This window comes from Streptosporangium sp. H13245 (genome assembly GCF_055690525.1).
Map to the genome: position 1 here is coordinate 140,952 of NZ_JBSZKT010000010.1, position 13,266 is coordinate 154,217.

The following is a 13,266-nucleotide window of genomic DNA, read 5'->3' on the forward strand; positions in this document are numbered from 1 at the left end:
CCGGGGGATCCGCGGGTCGTACGGGGCAGGTCCGCCGGTGCTCACGGTCCTCAGGACACGTCGACCCAGTCGAGGGTGCGCTCGACCGCCTTCTTCCAGCCCGCGTAGCCGGTGGCCCGCTGCTCCTCCGACCACTGGGGCTCCCAGCGGCGGCCCTCCTGCCAGTTCTGCCTGAGCTCCTCGGTCGACTTCCAGAAGCCGACGGCCAGCCCCGCCGCGTACGCGGCTCCCAGGGCGGTCGTCTCGGCCACGACGGGACGGGAGACGGGTACGCCGAGCAGGTCGGCCTGGATCTGCATGCACAGGTCGTTGGCGGTGACGCCGCCGTCGACGCGCAGGACGTCGAGGGTGACGCCGGAGTCCTGCCGCATCGCCTCGACCACGTCGCGGGTCTGGTAGCAGATGGACTCCAGGGTGGCCCGCGCGAGGTGGGCGTTGGTGTTGAAGCGCGACAGGCCCACGATGGCGCCCCGGGCGTCGGAGCGCCAGTACGGGGCGAAGAGGCCGGAGAAGGCGGGGACGAAGTAGACGCCGCCGTTGTCCTCGACCTGCCGGGCGAGCGCCTCGCTCTGCGCCGCCCCCGAGATGATGCCGAGCTGGTCGCGCAGCCACTGCACGGCGGAGCCGGTCACCGCGATGGAGCCCTCCAGCGCGTACACCGGGGGCTCCTCGCCGAAGCGGTAGCAGACGGTGGTGAGCAGGCCGTTCTGGGATCGTACGAGCTCGGTGCCGGTGTTGAGCAGCAGGAAGTTGCCGGTGCCGTAGGTGTTCTTGGCCTCGCCGACGCCGAAGCAGACCTGCCCGACGGTGGCGGCCTGCTGGTCGCCGAGGTCGCCGGAGAGCGGGACCTCTCCCTTCAGCGGGCCGGTCGCCCGGGTGACGCCGTACAGGCCGGGGTGGGAGGAGGGGGCGATGGAGGGCAGCATCCGGCGGGGGATGTCGAAGAACGACAGCAGCTCGTCGTCCCAGTCGAGGGTCTCCAGGTCCATCAGCATCGTGCGGCTGGCGTTGGTCGGGTCGGTGACGTGTGCGCCGCCGTCGGTGCCGCCGGTCAGGTTCCACAGCAGCCACGTGTCGGTGTTGCCGAAGACGGCCTCCCCCGCCTCGGCCGCCTCGCGCACCCCGTCGACGTTCTCCAGGATCCACTGGATCTTGCCGCCGGAGAAGTACGTCGCCGGGGGGAGGCCCGCCCTGCGGCGGATAACGTCGCCCCTGCCGTCGCGGTCCAGGGCGGAGGCGATCCGGTCGGTGCGGGTGTCCTGCCAGACGATCGCGTTGTGGTACGGGCGCCCGGTTCTGCGGTTCCAGACCACCGCGGTCTCGCGCTGGTTGGTGACGCCGAGCGCGGCCAGGTCGGAGGCGGCGAGACCGGCCCTGTTCATCGCGGTCTCGACCACCGCCCTCGTGCGCTCCCAGATCTCCGTGGGGTTGTGCTCGACCCACCCGGCCCGCGGCAGGATCTGCTCATGTTCGAGCTGGTGGCGGCCTATCTCGTTACCGCCATGATCGAAGATCATGAAACGGGTGCTCGTCGTTCCCTGGTCGATCGCTCCGACGAAGTCAGGCATGGATGGTGCCTCCTCTGTGAGACTTTCCTGGAGATCCGCCGCTCTCCCCGTGACGGTTCAGGTGGTTCCGGCTCCTTCGCCGGACGGCACCCGCCCCACCTCGGGCGCGGCGTCCTCGGGGGGAAGGAACCTGGCGATCAAGACCTGGTACAGGAACGCCCCGATCAGCCCCCCGATCACGGGCGCCACGATCGGCACCCAGAAGTAGAGCTGGCCGTACTGATCCTGCCAGGCGGTCTCGTACCCGGTGAGGAACGAGGCGAGTCGCGGCCCGAAGTCGCGGGCGGGGTTGATGGCGTACCCGGCGTTGGTGCCCCAGGCCATGCCGATGGCCACGACGATCAGGCCGACCACGAAGGGGGCCAGGTTGGCCATGGGCGCCGAGTTGCGCGCGTCGGAGACGGCGAGGACGAGCAGGAGCAGGATCGCGGTGCCGATCACCTGGTCGCGGAAGGCGCCCCAGGTGCCGATGGGCAGGCTCCCGTTGCCCGGCAGGGTCGAGAAGACGCCCTGGGTCTTGATCGTGAGCCCTGGGTCGGCCTTCTGCAGCACCTCGCCGTAGTTGAAGCGGACGATGAGCGCCGCCACGAACGCGCCCGCGGTCTGTGCCAGGGAGTACGGCAGCACCTTGCGCCAGGAGAAGCCCCTGAAGGCGGCGAGCGCGATGGTGACGGCGGGGTTGAGGTGGGCCCCGCTGGTGCGTGCCGCGACGTAGACGCCCAGGGTCACTCCGAGTCCCCACGCCCAGGCGATGCTGTCGTGGTCGCCGATCTCGGCCGCCACGACCTGGGCCACCACCGCCACCCCGAACAGGATAAGGATCATGGTGCCCGCGAACTCGGCCGCCAGCTCACCGACAAGCCCTCGGTTCTTCAGGCGTTCCGCCATCTTTCCCCCTCACGACGCCGCTCGGATGCCCGGACGGTAGGCGCGAATTCCAGGGCAGTCAACGGTAATGTGACGAAGTTATTGAATTATGGTCAACAATCTAAGTCATCGGTAACGTCACCGAAATATGATTCGACGTCCTTACTTGCGACGTCTCCGCCGGGTGAGAATCCCGTCACCGCCCGGCTTCCCGGCCCGGACGCGCCCCTTTTGTCCCGGTGTCGCATGGCGTCGCGGAAAGGCCGCGCGGGCGGGAACCTTTGCCGGGTCTGGGGGTCAACCCGCAGGTCAGAGGGGGATGAGAAGCGTATCGTCAGTGCGCTTGGAGGAATTCGATGGGCCGTCTCAGAATGGGCAGTACCGGTGTGGTCGTCATCGCGACGGGAGCCGTGCTGGCCGGATGCGGATCGACGGGGCCGGACGAGGGCGACGCGCAGAGGGCCAGGGTGGCGGCCTCGGCGAAGGCGTCGGCCGCCGCCGCCTCGCAGGCCAACCTCCTCAAGGCCAAGACGCAGGCCGCGGCCAAGGCCAAGGCCAACGAGCTCGGGCAGGTGCCCGTCCTCATGTACCACCGGATCGTCGACAAGCCCTCCACCCAGGACGACCGCACCCCCGCGCAGTTCCGTACCGAGCTGGAGCGGCTGGCCAGGGAGGACTACGTCGCGATCACCGCGGCCGAGTTCGTCACCGGGCGCATCGACATCCCGGCGGGCAAGCATCCCGTCGTCCTCACCTTCGACGACTCCTCGCCCTCGCAGTTCGAGCTGGACGGGACGGGGCTGCCCAAGCCGAACACCGCCGTCGCGATCCTCCAGAGCGTCGCCAAGACCCATCCGGGCTTCCGTGGCGTTGGAACGTTCTACGTCACGCGCGACATGTTCGGCAAGGCGACGCCGGAGGAGGGGGCGCAGATGCTCCTCTGGCTCACCGACAAGGGCTACGACATCGGCAACCACACCCGCGACCACCTCAGCCTGCGCGGCAAGCCGAAGAAGGCGGTCACCGCCGAGGTGGCGGCGGGTCACCGGCTCATCACCGGCCTGATCAAACTGCCTCCGGTCACGCTCGCCCTGCCGTACGGCAACCAGCCCGACGGCAAGGAGTGGGGACTCAAGGGCTCCTCGGGCGACGTCTCCTACGACTACGGCGGCGTGTTCCTCGCCGGTTACACCCCGGCCATGTCGCCGTTCAACAAGAAGTTCGACCCGCTCGGCATCCCGCGCATCCGCTCGATGGACAAGAAGGGCGACTGCGTCAAGTTCTGCTCCGTGGCCTGGCTCGACTGGCTGAAGGCGAACGCCGACGAGCGCTACACCTCCGACGGTGACGTGAAGACGGTCGCCTTCCCCAAGTTCAAGGCGCCCTTCGTGGCCAAGTCCTTCACCGACCGCGTCCTGCCGTACTGACCCGGCCCGCCTTCCGGTGACCCCGCGGGGTCACCGGAAGGCGGGTTCGGAGCGGGATCAGCCGCCGGGGAGCTCTTCGAGGGGGACGACCGCGGTGGTCGTCGAGCCGTCGGGGTGCCGGACCTCCACCTTCGCGTCCTCGCCGGGCCTGAGCTGCGCGAGGATCGCCGACAGTTCCTGGGTCGACGGAGTGGGCGAGCCGTTGATCGAGACGATCAGGTCTCCGGCCTTGAGCCCGGCCCGTTCCGCGCCGCTGTTCCGCTGCACCCGTACGACGCTGACGCCCGCGGGCTGCCCGCTCATGTCGATCACGGTCTGCACGACGACGCCGAGCGCGGCCCTGCGGGTGTTGGTGACCCTGCCGTCCCTGATGATCTGGGTGGCGACGTCCTTCACGATGTTGGCCGGGATCGCGAAGCCGATGCCCGGGGCCTGGGCGTTGCCGAGCTCGGGGTTGACGGCGGTCAGGGTCGGCACGCCGACGACCTCGCCCCTGAGGTTGACCAGGGCGCCGCCGCTGTTGCCCGGGTTGATGGGCGCGGAGGTCTGGATGGCCCCGCTGATCGTCGCGCCCGGCGAGTCCTCGCCCCCGGGCTCGGTGACCGTGCGGCCCAGCGCCGAGATGATCCCCTCGGTGACGCTGCCCGACAGGCCCAGCGGGTTTCCCATGGCCATCACGATCTCGCCGACCCGCAGCCCGGCGGAGTCGCCGAAGACGGCGGGTCTCAGCCCGGACGGGTTGTCCACCTTGATCACGGCCAGGTCGCCCAGCTCGAACGCGTCGACCAGCTTCGCCGTACGCGGGGTGCCGCCGTTGGCGAGCGTGACCTCGAAGCGCTTGGCGTTCCCGACCACGTGGGCGTTGGTGATGATGTGCCCGGCGGTGTCGTACACGATCCCCGAGCCGAGGCCGTCGCCCGTGGTGATCTGCACGATGGACGGCAGCACCTTGGCGATGATCCGCTCGTACGCGGCCTCCAGGGCGTCCGGGGCGTACGCGGGGGCGGGGGAGTCCCTCGGGGCGACTCCGGCGGAGGTGCCCGCCGACGCGCCGGGGGTGGGGGCGCCGGGCAGGTCGACCGTCCCGGATGTCCGCAGTTCCAGGCCCTGACCGCAGCCCGCGAGCGTCATGACGGTGGCCGCCAGTAGCGCGGCGCCTGCCTTTGATCCCCCCATACAAGGGTATTTGCCCAGCTCAGGCGGGAAGATACGTCTTACGAAGATTGCCGCGACTGAGCTTGCCCGTGGGGGTACGCGGCAGCCGGTCGCGGTACTCGATCACCCGGGGGTGCTTGAGGCGTGCCAGCCGGGACGCGCAGTGGGCCAGCAGCGCGCCGGTGAGGTCCGCGCCCGGGGTGGCGCCCTCGGCGGGCTGGACCAGCGCGACGACGCGCTGGCCCCACTCGGGGTCGGGTACGCCGATCACGGCCACGTCCGCCACCGAGGGGTGTTCCTGGAGCACGGCCTCGACCTCGGCCGGGTAGATGTTGACCCCGCCGGAGATGATCAGGTCGGTGCGCCGGTCGCAGAGGAACAGGTAGCCGTCCTCGTCCAGGTAGCCGATGTCGCCGGGGGTGTAAAGGTGGCCGCGCATCGCGGAGGCGGTCTTGGACGGGTCGCGGTGGTACTCGAAGCGGTTGATGCCGCCGATGTAGACCATGCCGGGCTCGCCGGGCGGGAGTTCCGTGCCGTCGTCGCCGACGATCGTGAACTCCATGCCGTCGATCGCCCGGCCGACCGTGCCCGGTCGTTCCAGCCACTCCGCCGAGGAGACCATCGTGGCCACGGCGGCCTCGGTCGAGCCGTAGTACTCCCACAGCACGGGGCCGAGCCACTCGATCATCGCCTGCTTGGTGGCGGGCGGGCAGGGCGCGGCACCATGATAAAGATGCGTCAATGACGATAAATCGTGCTTTGTCCTAATTGAGAGTGGCAGGGCGAGCAGCCGGTGGAACATGGTCGGCACCATGAACGCGTTGGTCACCCCGTGCCGCTCGACCAGCTCCAGCGTCTCCCCGGCGTCGAACCGCTCGGTCACCACGACGGTGTGCCCGAACTGCAGGGCCATCATCGCCTGCCCGTACGGCGCCGAGTGGTAGAGCTGCGACAGTAGTAGGTGCGTCCCGCCGGGCGGCAGCCCGAAGTGCCGCCAGCTCTTGCGCGTCAGGATCGGGTAGAGGTCCTCGGGGCTCAGGTCGAGCAGCCGCCGCCGCACGCCCTTGGGCCTGCCGGTGGTGCCCGAGGTGTAGAGCATCATCGACCCGGCCCTGCGCCCCTCGGGCGGGGTGCCCGGCCGCCCCTCGGCGAGGGCGCCGGTCTCCACGAACCCGCCCGGCACCGCGTGCCCGTACCGCTCGGAGCCCACCACCGTCCGCGCCGCGCAGTCGGCGACGATGTAGCCGACCTCCTCGGCCGTGTAGTGCCAGTTGACCGGAACGTGATAGGCGCCGATCTGGTACGTCGCCAGCATCATCGTGATCGCGTCGACCCCGTTGGGCAGGACCGTCACGACGGTGTCGCCCGGCCGGGTGCCGCGCGCCAGCAGGCCGTGCGAGACCCGGTTGACCCGCTCGTGCAACTCGCCGTAGGTCGTGGCCGCCGCCGTCACGGCCGCGTCCGCGACGACGGCGACGCGTCCGGGATCGGCCGCCGCGATCTCGTAGAAGCCCCTCGTAGCCCTCATGGCGCGACCATACAGAACGAGATTCTGTTCATGGAAGGGGAAAGACGATTACCTGGGCTGATGCACACCTCGTGGCCGAAGCGTAATAAACGACGATGCGTCGAATCTTTCCGGGGTGACATAACCTGACGCGTATGGCGGACGTCGGCGGCAACTCCTCCGGGCGCTCTCACGAGAGATACATCCCCTCATACGAGGCGCCCACGGCTCCCATACCCGCCATACCCGCCGAGGACGGTTCGATCATCAGCCCCCGGGTGCCCCGGAGGTTCCCCATCGGCGACGGTGAGGAGACCGCCCTGGTCTCCAGGCCCCCTGGATCGTTCCCCCGCCCTCAGCCCTCGCCCGGCACGACGTCCGGCGACCGGCGGGACGAGTCGAAGGCGGACGCCGACCAGGTGCGCGAGTCGGGCGGGCTCGGCACGATCCCGGTCAGGCAGGTGGGCGGTTCCGCGGGCCCCTGGCGCCCCGACCGGACCGGAGCGCCCGGCCGTCCGGGTGCGCGGCCCTCTGGGGGCGCGGACAACGGGCCGCGCGGTGGGCAGGGCGCGGCGGCCGGGTGGCCCGGCGCCGCGCAGCGGCCCGGCGTGTTCGCGGAGCCCGGCACCGCGCGGGAGGGTTCGGCGGCGAAGGGCGGGGCGAAGAAGTCCGGCGGCCTGCTGATGCGGATCGGCGACATCCCGATCCGGGTCGCCTACAGCCTGGGCGCCGCCGCCCTCACCGGTGTCATCGTGGCCCTGATCTTCGTCCTGTTCTCCGGTGACGAGCCCACGAACGATCCGGCCGGGGTCGGCCGGGCCGTGGTGCCCACCGCGAAGCCCTCGCCGACCGCCCCGCCGATCACGCTGCCCGCCCTGCCGGGCGCGACCCCCCTGCAGGTCCTGCCGGGCAGGCCGAGCACGGTGCTGGGCGCGGTGACCGACACGAGGTCCGCGCTGACCTACGTCAGCCTGGGCGCGCCGTGGCAGACCAAGGCCGTGCCGTCGTTCTCCGTCGGCCAGCAGGTCGGCGCGGCCCGGCTGCCGCGTACGGTCATCGCCTCGGGGCCGCTTCCCGGCGCCACCCCGGCCAAGGCGCTCAAGAGCGACGCCGACTACCGCAGGGCGGCGCTGAACGCGGTGAGGTGGACGATCCGCAACCACCACCCCGCGGGGGGCAAGGTCACCTGGACCGCCTCGCAGCGGCCCGCCGGGGGCAGGGGATGGATGCTCGCCTACCGGGTCACCTACGAGGTCAAGGGCAAGAAGCGCACCTCGCAGGCGGCGCTCGCCGTGGTCGACGTCGGCCGCCGCAAGCCCTCCATGCTCTTCGTGACCGTGCCCGACGCGCGCAAGCCGCTCTGGGCCGACATCGCCCCGCTGATGGCGAGCGTCCGCGCGCTCTGAGGTTCCTCCCCGCCTCCCGGTCTCTTCGACGGGATCTCCCGTGCGTTGTGATGGAAGTACCTTCTAGAATATGGTTCTGGCATTGAATCCTGTCTGGAGGCTGTCATGGCGATCGGGTTGAGCGAGGAGCACGAGGCGCTCCGGGAGTCGGTGACCGGATGGGCGGAGCGCAACATCCCGTCCGAGGTCGTGCGCGCCGCCGTCGCGGCGGAGGGCGAGGAGCGCCCCGGCTTCTGGGCGGGGCTGGCCGACCAGGGCCTGCTCGGCCTGCACATCCCCGAGGAGCACGGCGGCAGCGGCTACGGCCTGCTGGAGACCGCCGTCGCCGTCGAGGCCCTCGGCGAGCGCGTCGCCCCCGGCCCGTACGTTCCCACGGTGCTCGCCAGTGCGGTGATCCTCGCCTCCGACGGCAAGGCCCACGCCGAGCTCCTGCCCGGCCTCGCCGACGGCACGCTGACCGGCGCGGTCGCGCTGGGTGCCTCGATCACCGGCACCCGTGGCGAGGACGGCGCCCTCACGATCGGCGGCGCCGCCGAGCTGGTCCTGGGGGGCGCGTCGGCCGACGTCCTGGTGCTCCCGGTCGGCACCGACCGCGGTGAGGAGTGGGTCGCGGTGGACGCCTCCTCGGCGACCGTCACCCCGGTCAGGTCGCTCGACCTCACCCGGGCGGTGGCCAGGGTCGAGCTGGACGCGGTCACCGTACCCGCGGGGCGGGTCCTCGACGGGCTGCAGGGCACGGGGGTCCTCAACCTGGCCGCGATCCTGCTCGGCGCGGAGGCCGCGGGCGTCGCGGCGTGGTGCGTGGCCGCCGCCGCCGGGTACGCCAAGGTCCGCGTGCAGTTCGGCCGTCCGATCGGGCAGTTCCAGGGCGTTAAGCACAAGGCCTCCCGGATGCTCGTCGCCCTGGAGCAGGCCCGCGCGACCGTGTGGGACGCCGCCCGCGCCACCGAGGGGACGACCGGCGGCGCCGAGGTGTCGGCCGACGAGCTGGCCTACGCCGCCGCGATCGCGGGGGTGGTCGCCCCCGACGCGGCCGTGCTCTGCGCCAAGGACGCCATCCAGATCTTCGGCGGCATCGGCTACACCTACGAGCACGACGCCCACCTGTACTACCGCCGCGCGCTCACCCTGCGCGCCCTGCTCGGCTCCTCGGGGGAGTGGGCCGAGTCGGTCGCGGAACTGGCCCTGAACGGCGTGAGCCGGGAGCTGGAGATCGAGCTGCCCGAGGAGGCCGCCGAGCTGCGCGAGGGCATCCGGGCCGAGATCGCCGGGTTCGCCGCACTGGAGGGCAGGGAGCAGAAGCGGGCGCTGGCGAGCGCCGGATACGTCATGCCGCACCTGGCCAGGCCCTGGGGCCGCGACGCCAGACCGCTGGAACAGGTTCTCATCTTCCAGGAGCTCAAAGCCGCCAGGGTGAAGCTGCCTCAGATGATCATCGGTGCCTGGGTGGTGCCGTCGATCGTCACGTACGGCACCCCCGAGCAGCAGGAGCGCTTCCTGCCGCCCACGCTGAGCGGCGAGATGATCTGGTGCCAGCTCTTCTCCGAGCCCGGCGCGGGCTCCGACCTGGCGAACGTGCAGATGAAGGCCGAGAAGGTCGAGGGCGGCTGGCGGCTCAACGGCCAGAAGATCTGGACCTCCGTGGCGCACTTCGCCGAGTGGGGCATCTGCATCGCCCGCGACTCCTCCGAGGGCTCCAAGCACGAGGGCATCACCTACTTCCTGGTCGACATGAAGGGGCCAGGCGTCACGGTCAGGCCGCTCACCGAGATGACCGGGGAGAACCTGTTCAACGAGGTCTTCCTCGACGACGTGTTCGTCCCCGACGAGCTCGTCGTCGGCGAGGTGGGCCAGGGCTGGAAGGTCGCCAGGAACACGCTGTCCAACGAGCGGGTCTCGCTCTCGTCGGGCTCCGGCGGCACCGGCTCGTCCGTCCCCGACCTGCTCGGCCTGGCCGGGCGCCTCGGCAGGCAGCTCACCCCCGCCGAACGCCAGGAGCTGGCCCGCGTCGTCTGTGAGGGTCACTCGATCGCCGCGCTCGGGCTGCGGGTGACCCTGAAGCAGCTGACCGGGCTGGAGCCCGGGGCCGACGCCTCGGTCCGCAAGCTCCTGTCCACCTCGCACGCCCAGCACGTCTCGGAGTGCGCGGTCTCGCTGCTCGGCTCCTCGGCCGTCATCGCCGCCGACATGAAGCTCGGCGACGCCGGTTACTGGAACCGCGCCGTCCTCTCCACCCGGGCCATGACGATCTACGGCGGTACGACAGAGGTGCAGCTCAACATCATCGCCGAGCGCATGCTCGGCCTGCCCCGCGACCCCGAGCCGGGTAAGTGACCGGCCTCCTGCCGTAGGGGCTTCCCGCGCACGGTCCCGCGTCCGCGTCCGTGCCACCTTCACCCCGCGTACGGTTTCCGCGTCCGTGTCACCTTTACCGCCGTCCCGCCGGCCTCGGGCGGGACGGCCCCTGGGCGCGTTCCCGCCCGTCAGGGCCCGCTACGTCCGGTACGGGGCGGGTTTGACCCTTCGGTTAGGCTTCGCGCATGTCGATGCGGTTCCGGCCAGGTGTGGTCGTCCGGAGCGCCGTCGCCGGTGCGATCCCGCCGCGCTGGTTCGGCGCCGTGATCCGCCGGGTCTACCCCCGGCTGGACGCCGAGCTGGCCCGTGCCGAGGAGTTCGCGCCGCGCGGCGGCACCGCCGTCGACGTGGGCGTCTGGTACGGGCCGTGGACCGCGAAGCTGCGGCGGCTCGGCTGCGACGTCGTCGCGATCGAGGCGAACCCCCGCCTGGCCGCCCTGCTCGGGCGGACCTTCCCCGACGTACGGGTGATCGCGGCGGGTGCCTCGGACAGCTCGGGGACGGCGCGGCTGTGGATACCCGGCGGCGGCCGGGGCGCGGAGGCGACGGCCTCGCTCGTCCACGGGGAGGGGGAGGGCGTGCCGGTGGACATCCCGACCGTCACCATCGACGAGCTGGACCTGAAGGACGTCCGGTTCATCAAGGTCGACGTGGAGGGTCACGAGCTCGCCGCCCTGCGCGGCGCCGCGCGCACCGTCCACCGGGACCGGCCCCTCCTGCTGGTCGAGCTGGAGACCCGGCACCAGGACATCGGCCTGGTCGTCGACCAGCTCGCGGAGTGGGGCTACACCGGCTCCGTCCTCACCGGCGGCACCTGGGTCCCGCTGGACGGCTTCGACCTCGCCGCCCACCAGGCGACGGCGGTCGGCGAGGTGGAGCGGAGCTTCATCTCCCGCCTCCTCAGACCCGGTGGCGAGTACGTGAACATGGTGCTGTTCCGCCCCGCAGCCCGCTAGTGCGCGCCCTTCGCGCTCCGTGTCCGGTCGCGGAGCCCCGCCCGTCCGGGAGCCGGGCCGGGGGGCGGCCGGTGTGAGCCGTTTCGACCGTGTGAAGCGGTGGGCCGCGCGCCTGGCTCCCGCCCTGGTGGGGCTGGTCCTCGGGGTGCTCGCGCTCTGGCCCGCGCTCGGGCCCGGCTTCGTGCTCCGCTACGACATGGTGTTCGTGCCGGACCCGCCGATCCCGCCGGAGAGCGGTGGTTTTCCCCGCGCCGTGCCGAGCGACCTCGTGGTGGCCCTGCTCTCGTCGGTCCTTCCCGGTCAGATCGTGCAGAAGGCGATCCTGCTGGGGATCTTCGTGCTCGCCGCGACGGGCGCCGCGGCCCTGGTGCCGGGGGAGCGCCGGGTCGCCCGGCTGGCCGCCGCGGCGTTCTACGCCTGGAACGTCTACCTCGCCCAGCGGCTGCTGCTCGGCCAGTGGGCGCTGCTCCTCGGGTATGCGGGCCTGCCGTGGGCGGTACGCGCGGTCACCCGCGAGGGGGTCGGGCGGACGGTCCTCGCGCTGCTCCCCGCGGCGATCGGGGGTTTCCAGGCGATGCTCGTCTCGGCGATGGCGGTCGTGCCGGTGGCGGGCCGCCGGGCCCCGCGAGCCCTGCTGGCCGTCGCCGTGCTGAGCCTGCCGTGGCTGGTCCCGGCGCTGGGCAGCGCCGCCGTCACCGACCCCGCCGGGGTCCGGGCCTTCGCGCCCCGCGCGGACGGGCCGCTGGGCACCCTCGGCAGCCTGCTCACCCTCGGCGGCGTGTGGAACTCGGGAGCCGCCGTACCGGGACAGGAGACCTGGTGGTCGGCCCTGGTCAGGCTGGCGGTGACCGTGGCGGCGGTGACCGGGTACGCCCTGCTCGCAAGAGGACGGCCGTTCACGGGCAACGGGTGGAGCGATGAGCAGGGCGGTGGGCAAGGCGACGGCCGGGGCGACGGACAAGACGGTGAGCAAGGCAACGGACAAGGCGACGGCCGGGGCGGTAGGCAAGGCGGCGGGCAGGGCGACGGGCGGCCCGCGTACTGGGGTGGGCTGGCGGTCGCGTCCGCGGCGGGGCTGGTGGTGGCGTGCGCCGGGGCCTTCCTGCCGGGGGTGGTGGAGGCGCTGGTCGGGCTGTGGCCCGGATTCGGGCCGCTCCGCGACGGGCAGCTCTATCTCGCCCCCTTCGTCCTGCTGCAGGCGGTCGGCCTGGCCGAGGTGACCGCGCGCCTGGCCCCGGCGATCCGCCCCGGCATGCTCGTACTGCCCCTGCTGGTGCTGCCCACCTTCGCGATAGGGGCCTTCGGCAGGCTGGCCTCGGCCGACTACCCCCCGGACTGGTCCCGGGTGCAGCGGATCGTGGACGCGGATCCCGCGCCGGGGGCGCTGCTGACGCTGCCGTGGGGGGCGTACCGGGCGTTCGGCTGGAACGGGGGCCGGGTGGTGCTCGACCCGGCGGTCAAGCTCTTCCGGCGCAGGGTCGTCTGGAACGACGGCCTGCCGGTCGGGCTGGGAGACGGCCGTACGCTCACCCTCGCCACCGAGGATCCGCTGGCGCGCAGGGTCGGCGCGGTCCTCGCGGGGCCGGGACCGCTGACCGGGCCGCTGGCGGCGGAGGGGATCAGCCACGTGCTGATCCAGAGATCGAACGAGAACCTGTTCAGCTCCAGGCTCACCGGTGCGAGGCTGGTCTTCGCTGGTCAGGACCTACTTCTCTTCCACCTCTGATTCACTGAGATGCACAACTTTTTCATGATTTACCGGCTGGTAACATTATTTATCACATTTTTACCGATTGACTAGCGAAGACCTGTATCAGGTTCTACTGTCGGGCAGACCGCACGACCACGCGTTGGAGGGAGAACTCGGGTGTTGCGAGTGATTGCCGCGCTGGCGGTAGGGGCAGTGCTGGCGGTCGGAGCCTCGGTGGCCGTCACGAACGTCGCGGCGCCGACCCCCGAGCCGCCCAACAGACCGCTCTACAACTACGGCACCAGGTGACGGGCCGGGGCCACGGCCCCGGCACC

General features: G+C 71.6%; 10 protein-coding genes. 6 read left to right on the forward strand and 4 right to left on the reverse strand.

All coding sequences use genetic code 11. From position 1 onward, the window contains the following. Nucleotides 1-50: 50 nt before the first annotated feature. Together glpK and ACW9TB_RS18555 are read right to left on the reverse strand one after the other, a co-directional pair. Nucleotides 51-1,568, reverse strand: coding sequence for a glycerol kinase GlpK (glpK, locus tag ACW9TB_RS18550; RefSeq protein ID WP_472749248.1), 1,518 nt, complete (start codon nucleotides 1,566-1,568; stop codon nucleotides 51-53). Nucleotides 1,569-1,625: 57 nt separating this feature from the next. Further along, a complete protein-coding gene (locus ACW9TB_RS18555) occupies nucleotides 1,626-2,456 on the reverse strand; it encodes an MIP/aquaporin family protein (protein ID WP_472749249.1) in 831 nt (276 codons plus the stop codon). A 335-nt stretch (nucleotides 2,457-2,791) separates the two neighbouring features. On the opposite strand from ACW9TB_RS18555, the gene ACW9TB_RS18560 reads away from it, so the two are divergent. Further along, nucleotides 2,792-3,862, forward strand: coding sequence for a polysaccharide deacetylase family protein (locus tag ACW9TB_RS18560; protein WP_472749250.1), 1,071 nt, complete (start codon nucleotides 2,792-2,794; stop codon nucleotides 3,860-3,862). 57 nt (nucleotides 3,863-3,919) lie between these two features. On the opposite strand, the gene ACW9TB_RS18565 is transcribed toward ACW9TB_RS18560, so the two are convergent. Beyond that, on the reverse strand, nucleotides 3,920-5,038 hold the full coding sequence (locus ACW9TB_RS18565) for a S1C family serine protease (RefSeq protein WP_472749251.1): 1,119 nt from the start codon (nucleotides 5,036-5,038) through the stop codon (nucleotides 3,920-3,922). A 19-nt stretch (nucleotides 5,039-5,057) separates the two neighbouring features. Then, nucleotides 5,058-6,545 (reverse strand): AMP-binding protein, encoded by a 1,488-nt coding sequence (locus tag ACW9TB_RS18570; protein ID WP_472749252.1) that lies wholly within the window; start codon nucleotides 6,543-6,545, stop codon nucleotides 5,058-5,060. A 134-nt stretch (nucleotides 6,546-6,679) separates the two neighbouring features. On the opposite strand from ACW9TB_RS18570, the gene ACW9TB_RS18575 reads away from it, so the two are divergent. The 5 genes from ACW9TB_RS18575 (at nucleotide 6,680) to ACW9TB_RS18595 (ending at nucleotide 13,240) form a co-directional block, all read left to right on the forward strand. After that, a complete protein-coding gene (locus tag ACW9TB_RS18575; RefSeq protein ID WP_472749253.1) occupies nucleotides 6,680-7,930 on the forward strand; it encodes a hypothetical protein in 1,251 nt (416 codons plus the stop codon). 105 nt (nucleotides 7,931-8,035) lie between these two features. Then, nucleotides 8,036-10,264 carry an acyl-CoA dehydrogenase gene (locus ACW9TB_RS18580; protein ID WP_472749254.1) on the forward strand — a complete coding sequence of 743 codons (2,229 nt, stop codon included), beginning with the start codon at nucleotides 8,036-8,038 and terminating at the stop codon, nucleotides 10,262-10,264. A gap of 206 nt (nucleotides 10,265-10,470) precedes the next feature. Continuing rightward, complete coding sequence (locus ACW9TB_RS18585; RefSeq protein ID WP_472749255.1) at nucleotides 10,471-11,241, forward strand: FkbM family methyltransferase; 771 nt, start codon at nucleotides 10,471-10,473, stop codon at nucleotides 11,239-11,241. 73 nt (nucleotides 11,242-11,314) lie between these two features. Next, on the forward strand, nucleotides 11,315-12,967 hold the full coding sequence (locus tag ACW9TB_RS18590) for an MmpA family trehalose lipid delivery protein (RefSeq protein WP_472749256.1): 1,653 nt from the start codon (nucleotides 11,315-11,317) through the stop codon (nucleotides 12,965-12,967). Nucleotides 12,968-13,108: 141 nt separating this feature from the next. Beyond that, nucleotides 13,109-13,240, forward strand: coding sequence for a hypothetical protein (locus ACW9TB_RS18595; RefSeq protein ID WP_344745256.1), 132 nt, complete (start codon nucleotides 13,109-13,111; stop codon nucleotides 13,238-13,240). Nucleotides 13,241-13,266: the final 26 nt, after the last annotated feature.